Source organism: Neobacillus solisequens (genome assembly GCF_051233465.1).
Classification (GTDB): Bacteria; Bacillota; Bacilli; order Bacillales; family Cytobacillaceae; genus Neobacillus.
The window spans coordinates 667,179-688,342 of sequence record NZ_JBKFGJ010000002.1; the positions used below are offsets into that span (position 1 = coordinate 667,179).

Here is a 21,164-nt window from a genome sequence, read left to right on the forward strand (position 1 = left end):
TCTTTGGAGATAATGTAGAGGAATATTTTCTACAAAGGAGAGACATAATGTCGATAGAAATAGGCTCAAGGTTCCAAATTTCACAAGCGATTCAAGAATATCTTAATTCAGCTGAAACATTAACGGTCATTTCCAATAATGGCGTTACCATTCAATTTTCACTAGGAGATGCGAAAGGCCATGGCTCGATGCCAATTGAACACTTTCAATATTTACAGAAAAAATTGAATTTGAAGATCATACCGAATAAAAAATCGTTCATAGCTTCAAATGAAAATAGTTCGGAACAAATTAGTTAATGAGAAAGGGAAGACCCCTTTCTTTTTTTATGTCCAAAGATTTATTTTTCTGAAAAATCTATTATTTTTTCGAGCCTAAAATTATAATATATAAAGTAAGAACTATTTAACACTGTTTTTCCCTTCATTGGTTCACTACATAATTATGGAGAAATATCTTTTACAAGGGGATGTTAAAGATGCGTGAAGTTGTCATTGTAGAAGGGGTAAGAACGCCGGTTGGCAGAAGAAAAGGGGTATTAAGCAATGAGCGTCCGGATGAGTTGGCCGCAAAGGTACTAAAAGAATTAGTAAAGCGGTCCGGAATTTCAGCCGGGGATGTTGAGGACGTGATTTTGGGTTGTGTATCACAGGTGGAGGAACAGGGTCTAAATATCGCCAGAACTGCTGTGCTAATGGCGGACTTTCCGATTCATGTGCCGGCAACCACGATTGATCGACAATGTGGCTCTGGCCAGCAGGCGATTCACTTTGCTGCACAAGCTATATTGAGTGGAGATATGGACATTGTCATCGCCGGCGGAGTGGAGAGTATGACAAGGGTGCCATTAGGATCTACCCGTCAAAACTCTAACTGGAGTGAAACACTGACTTCCAAGTATGAAATGATTCATCAAGGGCTGTCAGCCGAACGTATAGCTGATTTCTGGGGCTTTAGCCGCGACCAATTGGATGAATTCTCGCTGGAAAGTCATCGGCGGGCTCTACATGCGCTGAAGGAAGGAAGATTTAACCCTGAAATCATGCCAGTTGAGGTAACGCTTGCGGATGGATCAAAGGTGACAGTTAACCAAGATGAAGGTCCAAGAAAGGACACCTCGCTTGAAAAATTGGGTACCTTGAAACCAGCCTTTACTCAGGACGGAAAAATTCACGCGGGCAATTCCAGCCAAATGAGTGACGGGGCAGCGGCCGTTCTATTAATGTCCAAAGAAAAAGCGGAAGAATTGGGCTTAAAGCCTCGGGCCAGAATCGTAGCCCGAACAGTCGTGGGTTCTGACCCAACCTTAATGCTGACAGGACCTATTGAAGCCACCAAGCAGGTATTAAAAAAAGCAGGACTCACGATTGAAGAGATGGATACGTATGAAGTCAATGAAGCTTTTGCACCTGTGCCCATGTGCTGGTTAAAGGAAATCGATGCAGATCCGGAAAAATTAAACCCGAACGGCGGAGCCATCGCACTGGGACACCCTTTAGGTGCAACAGGAGCCCGCATCATGATTTCTATGCTGAACGAATTAGAAAGAACCGGCGGTAGATATGGATTGCAAGCCATTTGTGAAGGCGGCGGAATGGCCAATGCCACGATTATTGAGAGAATCTAATCTTGCTATTTTTGCAGATAGAGTGGAGGATTATTTTTGTTTACAGAAATAGGAGTGAAACAAGTCACCATCCCATTACCATTTAGGCTTAATCATGTCAATTGCTTCCTGGCAGAAGGGGAACATGGCTGGACGATCATGGATACCGGTTTAAATAACGACGTATCCCAAGATATCTGGAAACCAATCATCGAACAGCATGAGGTGACTGATATCATTATTACCCATTACCATCCTGACCATTTCGGGTATGCGGGGAGACTCCAGCAATTAACCAATGCCAAAGTATGGATGACTGAGGTTGATGCACAAGCTGGTCTTACCTATTGGGAACCAGAATCAATGAAAAATGTCTATGAAAATTACAAAACATGCGGCCTGCCTGGTAGTTTGTCCCATGAATTAACCGATAACGAGGAAGGCTTTAACTTGAGAGTAAAGCCATATGCAAAGGTGGACCATTACCTCACTGAGGGCATGAAAATTGGAATAGGTAAATACGAATATGAGGTGATCTTCACACCGGGACATTCCGATGGATTAGTGACTTTTTATAACAAAGAAAAGAGTTTACTATTCTCAACTGATCATATTTTACCGAAAATCACCCCGAACATTTCCTATTGGTTCCGTGGCATCACGAATCCGTTACAGGCATTTTTTCAATCCTTGGAAAAAATTAAAGTACTGGATGTAGAGTACGTTATTCCCTCACATGGGAAGCCATTTCAAAATGCAACGAAACGAATCGAAGAAATCGTTAATCACCACCACGAGCGTTTGGAAAAAGTTATGGAATCTATAAAAAAACCGTCTACCATTTACGAGGTGAATGGCCAGCTGTTTAAGAATTTGAATATTCATGAGACCCGATTTGCAGTAGGGGAGACATTGGCTCATTTGGAATATCTTTATCAAGGTGGGGAGTGTAAGAAGAGTTTGGAGAACGGTACGTGGTATTATTTTTTCTAATAGAAAAGCTTCCCTACAGGAATTAATGTGTAGGGAAGCTGCAATTACTCGGCAGGGCTTTCACCCATATAATGTCCATCAAAAAATACTTCCATTACTTTGGTGCCATCTTGTTTGTAAAAAGGAAACGCAACCATCGTAACCTGTTTTGAAACGTTATAGAGAACTTCTGTTTTACTTACTCCTTTCCATTTGTATCCTTTTTCAAATAAGGAGTGTTTCAAATCTTTAAACTCATGGCCACTGATGATCCCTGAAACAATTTGGTTTTTTTCAGATCCAATTATAGGCTTAACAACACAACCACAATCATCAGCTGCCTTAACCGGCGTCCCTGACACTGCAAACAGCGAAAAGGCCACCAATGCTCCCATTAACACTGAAATTAATTTCTTCATCCAATTTCCTCCTTAAATCATATAGTCATATACTATTATTCTACCTCATTCGACAATTTCCTCTTATTTTATTGGAAAAATATTCGACAATTGCCATTTTTTATTACAAATTAGTGTCAGGAAGCCATAAAGAAGCCTTATAATAAATAGGAATCTAATAACGAAGAGTCATGGGGGAGTAACATGATTTTGGATCAAGCTGTTCTCACATTTTTGACCAAAACAGAACCGCTTTATATTCACTTGGCAGTCGCAAATTCAGAAGTCCGACCATTTTCCATTCGCGGATTTGGAGTAAAAGTGAGTGAATCTAAAGATCGATTAAGTGTTTTTATCCTAAAAGCACAAGCTGAGAAAATTCTAAACTATCTTTCAAATAATAGATCGGTAGCCACATTGTTTACAGATGGTTTTTCAAATGAATCCTATCAAATAAAAGGGGAGTTTGTTGAACTAAAACAGATTGATGAGTCAGAAAATGAAATCTTACACCTCTACCGAAATGGAAGCCTCAAGCTTTTTCCACCGATGTATTCGAAGTTTCCACTTTCGTCTGAAATTTGTGAAGTTGTTACATTTAACGTAAATGAAGTCTTTATTCAAACTCCAGGACCTTATGCAGGGAAAAAGTATCAAAAAGGGGGAAGCGATTTTGATTCCTGAAGATATGCAGCCGGCATTATTGGGGACCGTTCCTTCAACCTTAATAACCTGCGATGAAAATGGCGTTCCCAATATAACCAATATAGCGAGGGTTTGGTATGTTGACCAAAGTCATGTTGCTATTGCCAATCACATGTTAAATAAGAGCATTAAAAACCTACAAAATCATCCACTGGCATTTTTTCGTACTACGGACACTAATCGATTTATTACTTGGGAGATCGAGGCTGAATATGTGGGACCAATGACAAATGGCTCGATCTATCAGGAAATGAAAAAGCAGTATGAAGTACTCTCCATGATGTTTGAGTCAGATCTTCCCATCACATTTCGAAATGCGGAATTATTTCAGGTCACTTCAGTTCGGATTTGCGAAGAAGAAAACATCCATCTCTTAACTGACTCTGAAATTTATGATCCGATCCTGGAACTGTTCGAAAAGAAATTCAATTGGGATTCTTCCTCCGTTTGGATGTACAATTCATCATCCAAAAATCTAAAACTCGGTAGTATTCGTGGAGTGGATGGGGAATTGGCCACGAACATATTAAAACGTGTGGCAGAATGGACGATCCAACAGAACAACCCTATTCGAATTTATAATATGAAGTCACAATACCAATATGCGGCCACCACTTTTTTACATCAACAGAATGAGCAGGAGAATTTTTCACAAAAGGATTATACAAATGTGAAGCATCATTACGTATCCATTCCTATCTACAAACAAAATGACGACATTATTGGGGTCATATGCAGTCAAAGCAATGATTTTCATAAATTTAGTCCATTTTCAGAGGAATTATTGATGGCGGCTTCAAGATATTTATCTCAGTTAGTCGAAAACATTCCTTTATTAAGAGATTCTAGCGAACGACAGAAATCCATTGAAATGGTACTAGGACGAATTCTCCTAGAACAATCAAAGCGCAAAGGAGAGGTGAAGTCAGTCCTAAGTCCGCGTGAATTGCAAGTAGCTATCCAAGTTGCTAAAGGGTTCACGAATGAGGAAATTGCAAAAGCCCTTTTTTTAAGTAAACGAACTGTAACAACGCATCTTGAGCGGATTTTCCAAAAATTAGAGATATCCTCACGAACCGCACTGGCCAGTCACGTTTTGGAAAATGGTTTAACCGACCCAAAGAACTAAAAATACGTATATCAACCGATATTTTTCCACCCTTACACCATTTATCATAAGTTTATAACTTATGAAGGTGGTGTTTTTTTATGGAATGGCTTGTATTGTTACATGTCGTCTCTGCTGTGGTGGGCCTGGGTCCCGCATATGCCTTTCCGTTAATACTCAAGAAAGAACAGTCTTTAGTCGAGGTAAAAAGACTGACAGATTTAGTAAACCGGTTGGAAATCCTGCCCAAAATCTTTGGGATGTTAACCCTAATAACAGGTGTTTTACTTGTCTGGTTTGGAGATTATGGGACCTTTTTAACCTTATGGATTGCAGGTGCCCTTATTCTCTTTCTATTAGCAGAGGTCGTTATTATTGGTTTATTAACACCTGCAGCTAAAAAATTATCCAATATGGTAGCACAATTAATGGATCAGGGTAAAACAGAATCTGATCCCATAACTATAGGGTTATTGACCAAGGTACGGAATTTCCATATAACTTCTTGCGTAATGGTCTTGGTCATCATTGCATTGATGGTATTAAAACCTGTTTAGGAGGAGATTGCATGGATCAATGGACTAAGCAATATTTATCGATATTGGAAATAGAGGAAGCAAAGCCGGATTATCCATATTTACAGCGTTTGACTGAAGCTCACTTACATCGGATCCCATTTGAGCTTTGCAGTAAATTTCATTATTTTTCCAACAGAGAATCAGAAAATTTAATCCCCAGTAAAAATGAATTTATGAATCATTTATTAGAGTTTGGGTGGGGAGGCAATTGTTATATATTAAATATTCACTTTGGGCAATTACTTCAATCACTTGGGTTTGATGTAAAAATTGTTAGAGCAAGAGGGGGTAATAATCATTTAGGATTAATGGTCTCCATAGGTGGGAAATCCTATTATACGGACGTTGGGTATATGGCTCCGTTATTTGAACCACTGTATTTGGAAAATGAGCCTTATTTGGTGCAATGCGGTGAAGAAATTATGATTAAACGAATGGATGTGAATCGATTTCTTATTGATCGGAAGCAAGGCGGACAAAGCTTTGTAACCAAAACAATTGAATGGGAACCAGTTGAACTTGATAGCTTTCAAGAGGATATTATCCATTCGCATCGAGACGAGGATGAAAATCCATTTATGAGGCGATTCGTGGCAACCATCTTTAAAGAACGTGCAGCCTATTCTGTTGTGAACAATCGTTTATGGATCAAATCAAATCATCACATCCAAGTGAACGAGTTTCATGATAAAAAAGAATGGATGAAGATGATAAATTCCCATTACGGCTTACGAGAAAGAGAATTGGAAGAGTCATTACAATTTTTAGAGAACAGAAATGTACACATTTTTTCCTGATATGAACGTATAACGAAAAGCTGTCCCTGGTGAGACAGCTTTTGTTGCATTTATTTCACTGAATAATATTTCACTGGAGCCTTTTGTGCATCAGATAACGTTTTATAAATGGCGCCTGTCAGGCTTTTCGGACCTTTGGTATCGTGGCCGGCCTCCCATAGCATCATGCCGCCAAAACCGTGGTCCATTGCCAGTTTCGTTTTTTTCACCATCATGGCATCCCCATTATAGTAGTAAGTGGTACCATTAAGATTTACCGAATCCTTATCTGCATTGGCAGGATTTGCCTTCACAATTGTATCAAATGAAACCTGCTTGATATTTGGGTTCACAGGTTGGGCATAAAATGGAACGCCCAAAACTAACTTTTCCTTAGAGATTCCATTCTCATCAAAATAACGGCTCCAATAGTAGACAATTTTCTCCGTATACGGATAAGGCGACAAGTTTTCCGCATGGTACCCGTCATCCCATTGACCATCATAGGCCATAATGTTTACATGGTCTACATGTTGAAACATAGAGGAATCATAGTTAACAAAATTCGTTTCAGTCAAGGTGACCGCGTGAATTTTTGCATAAACAGCCACTGAAAGTTCTTTCTGCTTCGGATGCAGTTTGTCGCCAAGTTCTTTCACAAAAGCCGCCAAATACTCTGAATCTCCTGTTGAATGTGGATGTTCAAAATCAATATCCACTCCATCTAAATGCTCCCGGTCCACAAAACGGACAAGCTCATTCACGAGTCTTGTGCGTGTGTCTGGTTTAGAAATCGCCGCCTTAAAATAAGGATACGATTCGCCACCTTTGATATGATACCAGCCTCCAACTCCTAAAATGACTTTCGTATGATGTTTTTTGGCAGTAGCCGCAATCGTCCGCAGATTCTTCAAAGCAGAGTCACCATTTAATAAAATGCCACCATCCGTTGTAGGATGGGCGAATGAGAAGATGACATGAGTTAACTTATCATAATCCACCACATTAGGGTCTCGAAAATCCTGAACGTATCCGATCAGCACCTTAGATTGACTCGGATTAACCTTTGGCATATCTTTATTATTCGGTTTCACGGCAGACTTTTGCAGTGGATCGGAATTTATAATTTTATGAGCGTCTTTCGTATGGTTCGTATAAAAAATCCCGGTAAACATTCCTCCAAGAAAGATAAGGACAATGATCATCCCGAGGAGGAGTGTGCGTTTATTCATGGTGTGGTTCCTCCTAATCTGTATGTCTATAAAAATTGTATCAGAAAAGGACTTCTCACAGAGTTGGTAATTCCCACCTTATTCCCAGTTATAATGTACTATTCCTTATAACCTTTTTTGGGTAATTTTTAAAGTTTTGACCTAATTATGCCATAATAATGTTAAAATATAGCTTAATCATCATTATTTCCATGAAATGGGAGGAACGTAAGATTGAACACAAAATTTACAAAACCAAAGGGATTTGGCGAAATCCTTGATCACACTTTTAGTTTAACTAAGGACCATTTTAAGAACTTTTTTATCATCTTTCTTATCTTTATGGCACCGATATTTTTGATTGAAGCAATCATTCAATTAGCTTCGGGTACAAGTTTTTTTAGAGAGACAGGGCAGGGAAGTAACTGGTTCGAGCAAATGCTATCCAGTTTTGAACAATCAGGCACTTTTGATTCTAGCAGCTTAACCTCTGACTTGGCCTTAATTTTGACTGGTTTAGTAAGCTTCTTTTTGTACCCTGTTGCTGAAGGGGCCATTCTCTTTGCATTGAATCATATACGCAAAGATGAGCAATATACGGTTGGGCAAGTAATTAAACAAGCATTTGGAAGATATTGGCCGATGCTAGGGAGCAGTATTCTTTTCGGTTTGATTGCCTTTGGAATTGCTATTATCCCATTGATTCTTGTAGGGGTTGCCGGCGGAGTAACAGCAGCCTTTATTCACCCAGTTGTCGGTGTCCTTATTGGAATTCTCTTCTTTTTGGGAGCAGCTTTGGGAATCGGACTTCTTTTAACACGTTGGAGCTTTTATTTCGGGTCGGTTGTCCTCGATCAGATTTCACCGGGATTATCCAGAAGCTGGCGTCTTTCCAAAAAACAAACTTGGAAGCTATTTGGCCTATATATTGTCTTCTATATGATTATTTCAGCCGTCAGTTTTGCTGTTGAAATGTCATTCGGACTTTTACTAGGAGGCAGTGTACTTTTATCGATTATCAGAAATATCATCACTTTATTTACAACGATGTTTTTCTCTGTGGGCTACGGAGTCATGTATTTGGATCTAAAACTAAGACACGATGCAGATGATTTAAAGGAATTGATTGATGATTATAACACGCCTATACACTCTTAAAACAGGTGATCGCCATGCTTGATGCCCATAAGGCAAAAGACGATTTGAAACAAATCTTAAGTGAAAAAGAATATCGGATCTATTACAACCAATCTAAGGGGTTCATCGAAACTTGGTGGGAAAAAGCAAAAGAATGGATTGCCAAACAGTTGGAAAAGATCCTTCCTTCCATCGATTCGGCAAACGGAGCTGCAGGGCCTGTCCTTATAGGCGTTATCGTAGTCACCATCATTTTGTTAGTCATTATTTCCTTATTTCTGGTAAGAAATATGAAGCGCAACCGGATCCTGAAAGGGCAAAAGCCACTTCAGTCGATGAAGGAAATCAATTGGTCCTATTCTATGCACCGTCAGGAGGCCGGGACGTTAGAAGCTCAAGGTAGATATGAACAAGCTACACGGCATTTATTTTTAGCCTTATTGCTTTACTTTCATGAGAAGGAATGGCTGGAAGCACGAATTTGGAAAACCAATTGGGACTATTACGATGAACTTCGCAAAATCAATAAACATTGCGCAGATCAGTTTTACGATCTTGCCGCTTTTTTTGATGAAGTGACCTATGGGGAACGCACCATTACAAGGGAAGAGTTTGATCAATTCCGCACCAGAACATTCGAATGGTTGGAACAAGGTCCTACTCACCAAGAGGGGAGGCTGGAGAATCGTACATGAAGTTGAAATTGAACAAACAAACTTGGATATGGCCAACAGTGCTATTTACCTTTTTCGTGTTATTCAGTTATTTTTCTTTTTCCCCTCAGCCAAAGGTTTTCCCGGAATTTGTTTCTGATTCTCCTGCTCCTAATGGAGTAAAAGGATTTTATACATATGTAAAAAAGAATTCGACTGTGAAAAGATGGGATTATACTCCTGGGCTGTTACCTAAACAATCAAGAAATAACTTATTAATGATGATTGGTCCGTCCTTTACTCCTGAAAAAGAAGAAATGGATGCGTACCTCCAATTTATGAGAGCGGGTAATACGATCCTGCTTTTGGATCGAAATCCTAAAGGAATGTTTGAACTTGATACCGTTACAAAAAAATCTGATGAGAAACCAGTGAAACTGCGGGACCAACATGGACATACATTTAAGGTAGCGATCTCTTCCCAAGTTCGCCTTCGACCGCAAAAAGGAGATATTGTTTTATTAAAAGATAAGGAAGGACCAGTTGCGATAAAAAGAAAGGTAGGACAAGGACAACTCGTCATGGTGCTTGCACCGGAGTGGGTGACAAATGATCAAATACTGGAGCAGGATCATTTGTCTCTTATTTTGCAATTAATGAACGAAAGTAAGGCAAACAGCATTTTATTTGATGAATACCTTCACGGCTCAGAAAATGCGGCTACCTTTTTAACGGTCTACCCTAAATGGCTGATCCTATTGATTTTTCAAGGAATGATAGTGACCTTATTGTGGCTTTGGTACAAAGGAAAACGGTTTGGTCCCATTTTGGTTGCGAGAGAAGAAACCGTTCGCTTTAGTGATGAAGGAATCCAAGCACTATCGGCATGGTACCTTAGAGGCAGGCGCTTCCATGATGCCTTACTCATTCAGGCGGATTATGTGAAACTGTTACTCCAAGAAAAATGGGGTATTCCTTATACAAGAGAATGGCAGGACCTGGGGAATCTATTGGAACGGAAGTGGCAGAACATGCCTTCAAAAGAGGTGCACACGTATCTAAATGATTTGACCAGCATGTTAAAAAAGGAAAAAATCTCAAAACAGGAATTCCTGCTATGGTCAAGGAACCTGGATCAATTACGAAAAGAGGTGGAGGAAGGATGAGGGAGGAACTAACATCCTTTTTAGAACAATATGAACAACGAATTTTAGGGCAGCAGTTAAATCTCAGACTGCTCCTTTCAGCTATTCTAACCGGGGGACACGTCTTATTGGAAGGTGTGCCTGGAACGGGAAAAACGCAAATGGTGCGAACATTAGCTGGCTTACTCGGTGGGGATTTTAACCGTATTCAGTTTACTCCGGATTTATTGCCAAGTGATATCACTGGGAGCACAATTTACAATATGAAAGAAAGCCAATTTCAAACGATAAAAGGCCCGATTTTCACCAATATTCTGTTAGCAGACGAAATCAACCGGACTCCAGCCAAAACACAAGCAGCCTTACTTGAAGCCATGGAAGAAAAGCAGGTGACCATTCAGGGAGAAACGTATTTACTTCCAGAAGTATTTTTTGTGGTGGCTACGCAAAACCCGATTGAATTTGAGGGAACTTATCCACTTCCAGAGGCTCAGCAGGACCGGTTTTTATTTAAATTAAGCATTGATTTTCCTTCATTTGAAGAAGAAAAGGACGTATTAAAACAGGTGATTGAAAATCGGGCCAATGAATCAAAAATTTATTCAATACTCGATTTGGAAGCTTTTGTGATGATAAGAAAAGAGATTGAGAGTGTCACACTGGGAGATAGTGTGTTAGATTACATTTTGAAAATTGTTAGAAGAACTCGGGATTCGGAAACAATTCGCCATGGAGCCAGTACCAGAGCGGGAATTTCAATCGGGAAAGCCGCACAAGCCTGGGCATTTTTGGCGGGGCGCAATTATGTGACTCCTGATGATATCAAAATGGTTGCCAAACCAGCTTTACGACATCGGATTCAAGTGTCTCCGCACATAGAATTGGAGGGAGTAACCGTTGACCAAATCATCGAAGAGATTGTGGGGTCGGTTCCTGTTCCAAGATAGAGGGATTGTCCCAAGCAAACGGTTGTTACTGATTTTTGTTCTTCTTACTATTGCGTTATTAGCTGGGACAAGATGGGGCCTTTCATGGTCCTATATCATCGCAGTGGATGTTGTTGTATTTCTTATAAGTCTATTCGATTTACTGTTATCTCCAAGGAAAAAACAGCTATTTTTCAAACGTTCCCTTCCGGCAGAAATGGAAAGAGGACTTCCATATTCCGTTCAACTTGAATTACACAATGGTTCAGATTTACCGCTTCACTTTTGCCTTTATGATGGGATTCCTCAATCCTTTTCCAGACCATTTCCGTTAACTGGTTTTATGGAAAAGGAATCAGCAAGGGAAATATCCTTTAAGACCTCAGCTTCTGAGAGAGGACAATATAAGATCGAAACCTTATATATACGATACAGAAGTTTCATAGGTCTGTGGGAAAAACAAACCGCTGAGCCATTACCAGATACCGTAAAAGTCATACCGGATTTAACAGAGACAAAGCAGTATCTGGAAAACGCCCAGCAATTTTTATTATATGAAGGCGTAAAGATCAGAAGAAATCAAAGGGGAGTAGGCGATTTTGCCAAAGTAAGAAACTATGTTGTCGGTGATGATCCGCGGAAAATCAACTGGCGGCAAACGGCTAAACTCCAAGAAGTCATGACCAATGAATATGAACCGGAACATGGGAAATATATGACCATTCTGATTGATTGTGGCAGGATGATGGGAGCCGAGCTGAAAAAGGGAAATCGACTAGAAAAAGTGCTCGAGGCGTCCATCACTGTGGCTGCTGCAGCGTTGCAAAAAGGAGATTATGTGGCGGTTCTTGCTTTTTCAAAAGAAATAAAAGTGTATGTGCCACCGGCTAAAGGGATGGCGCACCTACAAACCATTCTACAGGCCATATACAACGTCCAGGTGGATGCTGCCGAATCAAATTACGCTGCCGTCTTGCAATATTTGGAAATGGTGCAGAAGAAACGAAGTCTTTTATTGTTATTCAGTGACGTACGTACGTTTCTTCATGAAGAGGCAACGTTAAGCTATTTAAAACGTCTAAGGCAGAAGCATATGTTCTTAATGATAGGCATTGAGGACTTGACGTTAACATCGCGTACGAAGGCGGAGCCGGGGGATGTTCAGAAAGCGATGGTCAAAAGTATCGCACAGCAGCAGGTGCTCATTAAAAAGCGGCAAAAAGTGAAGTGGGAAAAACAAGGCCTCCAAATGATCGAGGCCCGTGAAGAACAGTTGGCGGTTGCCGCTGTTTCATCGTATATCCAAATTATGAATCAAAATCTTTTGTAAGTGCCATCTTAGATAGTTTCAGTTTCCCAATGAAAATATAGAGAATTAAGCCAATAACCGTCAGCAAGGCAACCACATACTTGGCTTCCAAAGAAATCTTAGCTGGTGTGATAAACCCTTCAATGATTCCGGCAATGACGAATAAAGGGATCGTTCCCAAAAGCAACTGAACAGAACGCAAGGCATAAAACTTTAATTGATAGCCCCGTGAAAATGGTCCAGGAACCAAGAGCTTATAGCCCATTAGTAAACCAGCGCCGCCTGCAATAAAAATGGCTGTAAGCTCGATCATTCCATGAGGAACGATATAGGCCCAAAAATCATAAGACTTTCCGTGATGCCAAAACAGGGCGGCTAGTGCACCAATTAATATACCATTGGTTATCAGCAAATAGACGGTTAAAAATCCAAATGTAATGCCACCTGCAAAGGCCAGAATGGCCACCTGAATGTTATTTGTCATAATACTTGCAGACATATAGGATGAATCGATATTGGCATTTCCTTGGCCCAAATGTTCAGGGTCTACCCCCTTGGCGATTTCAGGAGGAACAATGGAATAGATATGTAATGGGTCGTTTAAGACGGATAGAAAACTGGCAAGAGCTCCTATGAAAAATAAGACAAAAGCCACTAAGACAAACTTCCATTGCTCCCATAACAAGCCAATAAACTTGGTACTAAAAAATTGCCGAATTTGTTTAAAGCTGGATACTTGGTCTTTATACAATAGATTGTGGGATTTCGAGACCAATCCATTCAAATACTGTGTCACATCATCGTTTGGAAAATAAGTTTGACTGTAAGAAAGATTCTGGGCTGTCTTTTGATAGAGTCGGTGAAATTGCGTGATGGAATCACCCGTAATGGCTGTTCTTCTATTACTTAAGGTACCCACTAATTGTTCAAGTTGACGCCAATCTTCTCGATACTTTTTAATAAATTGCTTCACATCCATGAAAACACCTGCCTAGAAGAGGTTTTGATTCTACCTTATTATAGTAATTTTGTTGAAAAATAGAAACAGCAAATGTTAAAATCAACCAAGAGATAGGGGGATCCAAATGAATCAAGAGCAAATGGAAATTAAGACACCGGAATATGTCTCAATACAATTTCAGCTGGCCGGTTTAGGGAGCAGGGCTGCAGCCTTCATCATTGATCAATTAATCCTTACCGCCACTAACGTATTGATCATCCTTACTACCTTCTTAGTAATGAAGGCTACGTCAGACTTTTCCTTTTTTTTCGAGGATAATGTTTTTCCTATCGCCATCATGGTCATTGTTTTATTTATTATTAATTGGGGTTATTTTTTTGTCTTTGAATTTTTTTCGGGGGGAAAAACGATTGGCAAGCGTGCTTTGGGGATTAGAGTCATTCAAGAAAATGGCCATAGCATCACCTTGCTATCAAGTTTTATCCGCAATCTTCTCCGAATCATAGATTCATTGCCGGCAGGTTATCTACTCGGAATTATGATGATTTTCTTGCATAGAAAACATAAGCGGTTGGGGGATTTGGTCGCAGGAACCATTGTTATCCACGAGCGAAAGGCAAAGTCTAAAAAGAAACAAACATCTATTGAAAAAGAAATTCAGAACCGCGAACTTTCAAAAGACAAGTTAATCCTTGATGACTGGACATACCGTTCGTATACCGCAAAGGATTGGAAACTATTACATACCTATGCAAACCGCTTTACCCAATTGCCATTAGATGAAAAAAAGCAGTTAACTCAGCAAATCTCAAAGCTTCTATTACCAAAAATGGGGCTGGAAGTATCAGAAAAAACAGAAGAAGAGTTAGAGAATGCACTTCTCGTTCTTTATTTACATTTAAGGGAAGAGTGGGAATTTGAATTGTAATGCCTGAAACTTGAGTTCAGGCGTTTTTTTATACCGGAAAATATTAGTAGAATTATTGAACAATTTGAAATAGGAAAGGGGTTTGCCTTAATAGTAGCGAAGATTTACTTAAACCAATGAAGGGTGGGTTCATGATGACCTTGATTGATATCGATTCCATACAGGCCACACACAAGATACCTACATCTAAGCTTCAGGCCAAATTTGACCCTCGACAATTTCCTTTTGAAACAACCGATGATCTTGATATTCTCCCGACAGAGATGATTGGTCAACAGCGTGCTGTCAAGGCGATGGAATTTGGCTTGTCGGTCGAGCAGTCCGATTATAATCTGTTTGTCGTCGGTCCAAGTGGTACTGGACGAATGACTTATACTCTGAACAGTGTGGTAAAAATGGCCGAAAATAGGGACGTTCCCGAGGATTGGTGCTACGTATATAACTTTGAAAATCCAAATCGTCCTTTGGTTATTTCATTGCCGGCTGGACAAGGTCGCCAATTTCAGAGATTCATGGAAACCTTATTAATAGCCATTGAAAGGGAACTTAGAGCAGCATTTTCAAGCGAGCTATTTGAAAAAAAGAAGCAAACGATATTAAACACGTTTAGGGAAAAAGTTGATCAGTATTGGAAACAGACAGAACAATTTGCTACCGAAAATCAGTATTTGCTTGAGCGTACATCAAACGGTATCAATACGTATCCCATTTTTGATGGAAAGCCTATGGAACGTAGCGAATTTGATCAACTGCCAGAGGACCAAAAGGAAACCTACAGGAAGAATGAAAAACTTGTAGGTGAAAGAATCCGGGAAACCTTTTATCAAATGCGAAAAATGGATGAGCAATTAACGAAGAGCATCGATCTTTTTATGAAACAAACGGCAACAGAGGCAATCGAACGCCTTTTCCAACCATTTAAGGAAGTCTATAAAGATTATCCAAAGGTTATTTCTTATATAGAAGCTTATTTTCATGATGTCGTGATGCATTTTTCCTTATTTTTAGCTGACCACGAAGAGGAAAGTAATATTATGAATGCGTTGGCGGGTTCCAAAGAACAGCAGTTGCATCGCTATACGGTAAACCTGTTTGTCGATCACAAAAACTTAAATGGCGCCCCTGTTATTTATGAAACGAACCCAACCTTTCATAATCTTTTTGGAAAAGTAGAATATCATGGCTCACTCGGCAGTTGGATGACCGATTTTACCTATATCAAACCTGGTGCCCTTCATATGGCGAATGGTGGATATTTAGTTCTTCAAGCAGCCGAATTATTGCAGGAGCCATTGGTTTGGACGCAGTTAAAACGTTCACTCCAAATCGGCCGTGTTCAAATCGAGAATTTATATGAGGAAAGGGGTGTTTTCCCATCAAGCGGTCTAAAGCCGGAGCCCATCCCGTTAAATATAAAGGTCATTATCATAGGATCCTATTATCTTTATGATCTACTATCCGCCTATGACGAAGATTTTCATAAGCTTTTTAAGGTAAAAGTAGAATATGACACGAGCATGGAGAGGGACATGGATAACAGCATGAAGATGGCCTATTTTATCAAAAAATACGCCACTGAGGAGGGGCTTCTCCCGTTTCATCAACGTGCCGTAGCAAAAGTGATTGAATACAGTTCCCGTTTGGTAGAAGACCAATCAAAGCTTTCCACTCGTTTTCAGGAAATTACAAAGGTTCTGGTGGAATCCAGCTATTGGGCGAAAAAAGAGGGCGCTGCAGTGGTTGATGGCAATCATATAACAAATGCGATTTCAGAAAAAATACAGCGCTCGAACCTTGTAATGGAACGATATCGAGAAATGATCGCCAAAGGGGTCATTATGGTTGAAACCGATGGGTATCGAATCGGACAAATAAATGGCCTTGCCGTAATTGGAGCTCGGGACGCTAGCTTTGGTATACCGACGAAAATAACGGCTCAAACGTATGTAGGGAAAAGCGGAATCATCAATATTGAAAGGGAAGCATCCATGAGTGGACAAATTCACAATAAAGGATTAATGATTTTAACCGGCTTCTTATCCGGCCAATTTGCCAAAAATCATCCCATTCCGTTATCTGCTAGTATTACCTTTGAACAAACCTATTCCCCAATTGATGGTGACAGTGCCTCAAGCACCGAGTTGTACGTATTACTCTCGTCGCTGGCAGAAGTACCGATTTATCAAGGAATTGCCGTTACAGGCTCTGTAAATCAATGGGGAGAGATCCAACCAATAGGCGGTGTAAATGAAAAAATTGAGGGATTTTTTCAAATCTGCAAACTGCAAGGTCTAACAGGGAAGCAAGGGGTGATCATTCCAAAGCAGAATGTGATGAATTTGTCGTTAGACGATGAAGTGATAACTGCGGTTGAAGGTGGTCAATTTCATATTTGGGAAATAGACCATATATCAGAAGGCATAGAGATTTTAACCGGCGTTAAAGCAGGAAATGTACGTGATGTGCAAGGACAATTTCCTGCTGATACCATTTTCGGAAAAGTAGCGAAGCGATTTGCTGAAATGTTTGAGCGGCTAAAGGAGATAAATAAGTAACGATGATCAAACCCATATGGCTTTTGCTATATGGGTTTTGCTCTTCATGAACATAGTACCGGCCACCAACTTGCTAAATCAGGGATCAGCCAGTACCTTAACTGTGAATTGTCCTTCATCCCTATAATGAAAGCCAACATGCGTGTACCTTATCCGTGAAATGTCTTTCATCCCCTTGATGAAAGCCAACATGCATGTATCCCAACCGCGAATTGTCATTCATCTCATTGATGAAAGACAAGATTAATGTACCCCAACCAGGATTTGTCCTTCATCCCCTTGATGAAAGATAACCTTCGTGCACGCCAACCGGGATTTGTCCTTCATCCCTTTAATAAAAGACAACATCCATAGACAAGAAAGCAGTTTTTACTGTATCGGTCGTAATGACCCATTTTCACCGTAAATAAAAAACCCGGTAATAAGTACCGGGCCATATTATTGATATGGAAATTGTGAAGAATAGTTGTTAAATTGCTGATAGGCTTGATCAATTTTTTGTTGATCTTCGGCCTCCAGTTTATACCATCCGTTTTGAAACATTAATTTGTAAATATTTCTGCTGGTTTGGTGAGTTTCAGTGAGCATTTGTAACAAATCGGAATGAAGTTTGTCGTGACTTGCCTCACGTATCGCAATATTTAAGCTGTCTGTAATATACTTGCTCGTACTGAGGCCATCATTGAGAAAGTCACGGTCATTCATTTCAGGGCCTTTCACCTTAGGCAATTGCCCAGTTTGCGGATTGGCAATTTGATTCGAATTCTGGGATTGCTGATTTTGTTGATTTTCCATTCTTTTTCCCTCCATTCAAAAATTAGTGCATCTGTTGATTTTGTAAGCTTGACATAACCGCATTGTTATCTACCTGGAGGTGAGAAAGCAAACGATTATAATGATCCTGGTGCATTCTTCCAGCCTCATCTAGGGCCTGCTTAATATCCTGATTTTGAACATGCTGAGCCAGAAAATGAAATTTTTTAAACGCAAGAAGTTCCCAAGACATTGCATCTTTTAAATACTGCAAGTCTTTTGTTGTAATCGCTTGTGGCGGATTCGGGATTGGCGGTTGATTTTGCATCATAATAAAACTCCCTTCAAAAAACTAATATCAAGTTTAGAATGAGCCAAATGAATTCCTCTTATGTAAAACCCCCGCAGAAATTAAAATCCGCGGGGAATCTATTATGATTTGACAATGACAGAATCTGTATTTACTTTTTGCGCCGGAGCATTTATTTTTCCAAATGCCATTAAGGCTCCAATCCAAACAAAAATGAGATGAATATAGGCAAATGAAATCTCCAGCAAGTGAATATGAACGGGAACTACCATGCCCACAATTTGAATGACCATTACTATAAAAATAAAGATAGCTGGTGCCTTTGGCAACACCTTAGCACGCAAAGTAGCGATCCCCAAAAGTATGAGGCCAAGGAAGATTCCCGGAATAAGCGGGATAAAGACAGCTAGCTGCAATGGGTATTGATCAATGGCCATATTATTGAATAAATCACCGACATGTTTCAAATCTGCGGCAGTGTGGACGAAATCAAAAATGATTGGATAGGCCATAATCTGAACCGGACCATGGAAAATCTCCAGCATTAAACCAATAAACAGTAGTGGGAAAGACACCCAGCCCCACCATTTTAATCCCGAAGCTTGACGAAGATAAACAGCCGGTAAGCCCATCAAGATAAACATGGAAGCGTAAGCTAAGAGAACATGGATATTTACTGCGCCTTTTAAAAACTCAGGAATGTCTTTGACGGATGCAGGCATATCTTCAAGATGGATTAACTGACCGGTAAAACCCATTAATCCTCCTAACAGCAACAAAAATCCGCTAAATTTTAAATACCCCTTTGGTATGGTTAACATTTTTATTCCCCCTGTAATTTGTTTGATTCTACACTTGAATCTTACCACCCCAAACCTTCCCGAGTGTTAGAGGCACCGTTTCCCAAAGGGCAGGAACTTACATGGGAATAAAATTAAACATTTACAGAACAATCTGATTATTGGTACAATTTTCCTATCATGGATTAACAGGGGAGATACAATGGAGTTTTTGCCCGAAAAAAAGTTACCTCTTTTACGAGTCACCGTGCTGGTCATGGCCCTACTTACGGCCATATTGTTTATATACAGCATTCCTCAATATTACCAATATATAAAATCCAATTGTATTGCCCAATCTTGTACCGGTTTTTATAACCCTGCTCCCGGAACCAACTGGCTTCAAAACCACGGAATCAGTCCGGCAGAATATTCGTTTGCCTATGTCAGTATATATGCCGTATTTGGTCTTGTTTATATAACGGCAGGAACAGTCCTATTATGGAAGAAATCATCTGGACTCATTGGTTTATTAGGAAGTTTTATGCTCATCTCACTTGGCGGAACATTCACACCGATCATGTCAGGCATTAAGCTGATTCACCCGCTGCTAACATACTTGGTTCAAGTCATCGAAGCAGGAGGGATGACAGCTTTTATTCTTTTCTTTTTTCTATTTCCAAATGGAAAATTTGCTCCTAGGTGGTCGGCCTATTTATGCATGACCATCATCATCCTTCGGGTTCCCGGCATGCTATTCCCTAGCACGATCATTGATTTACAGCACGGGCCGAAGCTGTTCTTTGGGATTTGGTTTTTTATTTGGATTGGCAGTTTAATTTCTGTTCAAATTTTTCGCTATAAGACTGTTTTAACGCCCTTAGAAAAGCAGCAAGCAAAATGGGTTGTCTATGGTGTGGTTATGGCACTAATGGGTCTAATGAGCGTTTCCATTTTATTTATTTTTCAAGAAAAAGCGATATCAGCCCAGCCATACCAGCTTTATGCTGTAGAAATAGGGGTCCATGCTTTCATGATGTTGATCCCTTTGGCGATATTGATTGCCATGTTAAAGCACCGCCTTTGGGACATCGATATCATTGTGAATCGTACGTTAGTATACGGGATTTTAACAGCTTGTACTGTTTTATTTTATGTGACTGCTGTCTGGTATACGGGGTTACTTTTTGATACAAAAAATCATGTGGTGATTTCCTTTATTGCCACAGGAATTGTAGCTGTTTTGTTCTCTCCGATTAAACAGCACATTCAACGCTTTATCAACCGCCGTATGTATGGTGAAAATGACGATCCCTATTCCGTCCTGAACCGACTGTCGAAAGAGCTGGAGAATCCTCTAGATCCGGAGGCAGTTTTGAAACTTGTGATCCGTACCATTAAAGACTCCCTTCGGCTTCCTTATGCCTCATTAAGTTTGCATCAAAATGGCGGGGAAGTCTTGGCAGCGGAAGATGGGGAATTCTTTGACGAATGCTTTTCCTTTAGTTTGTATTACCGTGGTGAAGAGATTGGTGCCTTAAAGCTTTCTCCACGATCGCCTGGAGAACGTTTTACCGTTTCCGATCATAAATTTTTAGACATGTTGATCCGACAAGCAAGTGCGGTCGTTCAAAGTGCAAAGGCTTCGATTGATTTAAAAATGCTAGCAGCTGATTTACAGGAATCTAGGGAACAGCTGGTTATAGCAAGGGAAGAGGAGCGAAGAGAGCTTAGGAGCAATCTGCATGACGGCCTAGCTCCGAGATTGGCAGCACTGGCTTTAACAGCTGCGGCCGCAGAAGATCTAGTTGAAAAAAATCCAACCGCCACCAAAGAGATTCTGAGTGATTTGCAATCAACCATCCGCCAAACCGTATCGGAAATAAGGGGAATCGTTTATGATTTACGACCACCGACATTAGATGAAATGGGGTTAATCGGGGCGATCGACGAGCGTATAAAGGAATTATCGTTGGTGAGCCAAAGACAAGACCAAGGTCCAGGAATCCAGTTTTCCTTAAACGCCCCGGAAAAATTACCTGTTTTACCTGCTGCAGTTGAAGTAGCTGCGTTTCGAATTTTGACCGAGGCTTTGGTAAACGTCGTTCGTCACTCCAAGGCTACTGCCTGTTCTATTAGGATTTTATTTAATGAAAACCAAGAACATGGTTTGCATATGCTGATTGAAGATAATGGTGTGGGGTTGTCTCCGAGAAAAAACAGAGAAAAGGGGGGCATTGGCATGGAATCGATGAATCAAAGAGCAAATGAATTAGGCGGAAAATTCTTGGTAGCACACTCTGAAAAAGGGGGAACAAAAATAACTGTTTTTCTACCAGTTAATTCTTAAGGGT

The 21,164-nt window shown here is 40.2% G+C and carries 21 protein-coding genes; 15 read left to right on the forward strand and 6 right to left on the reverse strand.

The genetic code is table 11. The features are described from left to right. The first annotated feature begins 47 nt into the window (after positions 1–47). The 3 genes from ACI3K6_RS03790 to ACI3K6_RS03800 all read left to right on the forward strand — a co-directional run bounded on the left by ACI3K6_RS03790 (position 48) and on the right by ACI3K6_RS03800 (position 2,599). Positions 48–299 carry a hypothetical protein gene (locus tag ACI3K6_RS03790; RefSeq protein WP_435553779.1) on the forward strand — a complete coding sequence of 84 codons (252 nt, stop codon included), beginning with the start codon at positions 48–50 and terminating at the stop codon, positions 297–299. Between the two features lie 179 nt (positions 300–478). Continuing rightward, the gene (locus tag ACI3K6_RS03795) at positions 479–1,627 is read left to right on the forward strand and encodes a thiolase family protein (RefSeq protein WP_435553780.1); all 1,149 of its coding nucleotides are present in this window, start codon (positions 479–481) and stop codon (positions 1,625–1,627) included. 36 nt (positions 1,628–1,663) lie between these two features. Next, the gene (locus ACI3K6_RS03800) at positions 1,664–2,599 is read left to right on the forward strand and encodes an MBL fold metallo-hydrolase (protein WP_435553781.1); all 936 of its coding nucleotides are present in this window, start codon (positions 1,664–1,666) and stop codon (positions 2,597–2,599) included. A gap of 44 nt (positions 2,600–2,643) precedes the next feature. On the opposite strand, the gene ACI3K6_RS03805 is transcribed toward ACI3K6_RS03800, so the two are convergent. Further along, a complete protein-coding gene (locus tag ACI3K6_RS03805) occupies positions 2,644–2,997 on the reverse strand; it encodes a hypothetical protein (RefSeq protein WP_435553782.1) in 354 nt (117 codons plus the stop codon). 183 nt (positions 2,998–3,180) lie between these two features. On the opposite strand from ACI3K6_RS03805, the gene ACI3K6_RS03810 reads away from it, so the two are divergent. The 4 genes from ACI3K6_RS03810 to ACI3K6_RS03825 all read left to right on the forward strand — a co-directional run bounded on the left by ACI3K6_RS03810 (position 3,181) and on the right by ACI3K6_RS03825 (position 6,164). Next, positions 3,181–3,660 (forward strand): hypothetical protein, encoded by a 480-nt coding sequence (locus ACI3K6_RS03810; RefSeq protein WP_435553783.1) that lies wholly within the window; start codon positions 3,181–3,183, stop codon positions 3,658–3,660. Beyond that, positions 3,650–4,810: a LuxR C-terminal-related transcriptional regulator gene (locus ACI3K6_RS03815; protein ID WP_435553784.1), complete on the forward strand. Its 1,161-nt coding sequence runs from the start codon at positions 3,650–3,652 to the stop codon at positions 4,808–4,810. The genes ACI3K6_RS03810 and ACI3K6_RS03815 overlap by 11 nt, the downstream gene beginning before the upstream one ends. A gap of 80 nt (positions 4,811–4,890) precedes the next feature. Continuing rightward, the gene (locus tag ACI3K6_RS03820) at positions 4,891–5,346 is read left to right on the forward strand and encodes a DUF2269 family protein (protein ID WP_435553785.1); all 456 of its coding nucleotides are present in this window, start codon (positions 4,891–4,893) and stop codon (positions 5,344–5,346) included. 11 nt (positions 5,347–5,357) lie between these two features. Continuing rightward, positions 5,358–6,164 carry an arylamine N-acetyltransferase gene (locus tag ACI3K6_RS03825; protein WP_435553786.1) on the forward strand — a complete coding sequence of 269 codons (807 nt, stop codon included), beginning with the start codon at positions 5,358–5,360 and terminating at the stop codon, positions 6,162–6,164. A gap of 50 nt (positions 6,165–6,214) precedes the next feature. Here ACI3K6_RS03825 and ACI3K6_RS03830 read toward each other — a convergent pair whose 3' ends face one another. Next, a complete protein-coding gene (locus tag ACI3K6_RS03830; protein ID WP_435553787.1) occupies positions 6,215–7,375 on the reverse strand; it encodes a glycoside hydrolase family 18 protein in 1,161 nt (386 codons plus the stop codon). 213 nt (positions 7,376–7,588) lie between these two features. Here ACI3K6_RS03830 and ACI3K6_RS03835 point away from each other — a divergent pair, with 213 nt between their 5' ends. From ACI3K6_RS03835 to ACI3K6_RS03855, 5 genes are read left to right on the forward strand one after another with little or no spacing between them, the layout of a single operon-like run. Continuing rightward, on the forward strand, positions 7,589–8,512 hold the full coding sequence (locus ACI3K6_RS03835) for a DUF7847 domain-containing protein (RefSeq protein WP_435553788.1): 924 nt from the start codon (positions 7,589–7,591) through the stop codon (positions 8,510–8,512). A gap of 14 nt (positions 8,513–8,526) precedes the next feature. Further along, positions 8,527–9,186 carry a DUF4129 domain-containing protein gene (locus ACI3K6_RS03840; protein WP_435553789.1) on the forward strand — a complete coding sequence of 220 codons (660 nt, stop codon included), beginning with the start codon at positions 8,527–8,529 and terminating at the stop codon, positions 9,184–9,186. Next, positions 9,183–10,310 (forward strand): DUF4350 domain-containing protein, encoded by a 1,128-nt coding sequence (locus tag ACI3K6_RS03845; protein WP_435553790.1) that lies wholly within the window; start codon positions 9,183–9,185, stop codon positions 10,308–10,310. The genes ACI3K6_RS03840 and ACI3K6_RS03845 overlap by 4 nt, the downstream gene beginning before the upstream one ends. Continuing rightward, the gene (locus tag ACI3K6_RS03850) at positions 10,307–11,236 is read left to right on the forward strand and encodes an AAA family ATPase (RefSeq protein ID WP_335480504.1); all 930 of its coding nucleotides are present in this window, start codon (positions 10,307–10,309) and stop codon (positions 11,234–11,236) included. The genes ACI3K6_RS03845 and ACI3K6_RS03850 overlap by 4 nt, the downstream gene beginning before the upstream one ends. Beyond that, positions 11,187–12,545, forward strand: a complete 1,359-nt coding sequence (locus ACI3K6_RS03855) for a DUF58 domain-containing protein (RefSeq protein WP_435553791.1) — start codon at positions 11,187–11,189, stop codon at positions 12,543–12,545. The genes ACI3K6_RS03850 and ACI3K6_RS03855 overlap by 50 nt, the downstream gene beginning before the upstream one ends. On the opposite strand, the gene ACI3K6_RS03860 is transcribed toward ACI3K6_RS03855, so the two are convergent. After that, on the reverse strand, positions 12,523–13,503 hold the full coding sequence (locus ACI3K6_RS03860; protein ID WP_435553792.1) for a stage II sporulation protein M: 981 nt from the start codon (positions 13,501–13,503) through the stop codon (positions 12,523–12,525). The genes ACI3K6_RS03855 and ACI3K6_RS03860 overlap by 23 nt on opposite strands. Positions 13,504–13,609: 106 nt before the next feature. Here ACI3K6_RS03860 and ACI3K6_RS03865 point away from each other — a divergent pair, with 106 nt between their 5' ends. Together ACI3K6_RS03865 and ACI3K6_RS03870 are read left to right on the forward strand one after the other, a co-directional pair. Then, positions 13,610–14,413, forward strand: coding sequence for an RDD family protein (locus ACI3K6_RS03865; protein WP_435553793.1), 804 nt, complete (start codon positions 13,610–13,612; stop codon positions 14,411–14,413). Between the two features lie 134 nt (positions 14,414–14,547). After that, positions 14,548–16,968: a Lon protease family protein gene (locus ACI3K6_RS03870; protein ID WP_435553794.1), complete on the forward strand. Its 2,421-nt coding sequence runs from the start codon at positions 14,548–14,550 to the stop codon at positions 16,966–16,968. 438 nt (positions 16,969–17,406) lie between these two features. Here ACI3K6_RS03870 and ACI3K6_RS03875 read toward each other — a convergent pair whose 3' ends face one another. The 3 genes from ACI3K6_RS03875 to ACI3K6_RS03885 form a co-directional block, all read right to left on the reverse strand. Continuing rightward, positions 17,407–17,763 carry a spore coat protein gene (locus tag ACI3K6_RS03875; protein WP_435553795.1) on the reverse strand — a complete coding sequence of 119 codons (357 nt, stop codon included), beginning with the start codon at positions 17,761–17,763 and terminating at the stop codon, positions 17,407–17,409. Positions 17,764–17,785: 22 nt separating this feature from the next. Further along, a complete protein-coding gene (locus ACI3K6_RS03880) occupies positions 17,786–18,049 on the reverse strand; it encodes a ferritin-like domain-containing protein (protein WP_435553868.1) in 264 nt (87 codons plus the stop codon). A gap of 104 nt (positions 18,050–18,153) precedes the next feature. Further along, positions 18,154–18,852 carry a hypothetical protein gene (locus ACI3K6_RS03885; RefSeq protein WP_435553796.1) on the reverse strand — a complete coding sequence of 233 codons (699 nt, stop codon included), beginning with the start codon at positions 18,850–18,852 and terminating at the stop codon, positions 18,154–18,156. A gap of 181 nt (positions 18,853–19,033) precedes the next feature. Between ACI3K6_RS03885 and ACI3K6_RS03890 the strand changes: the two genes are divergently transcribed. Beyond that, positions 19,034–21,160: a histidine kinase gene (locus tag ACI3K6_RS03890; RefSeq protein WP_435553797.1), complete on the forward strand. Its 2,127-nt coding sequence runs from the start codon at positions 19,034–19,036 to the stop codon at positions 21,158–21,160. The last annotated feature ends 4 nt before the right edge of the window (positions 21,161–21,164 follow it).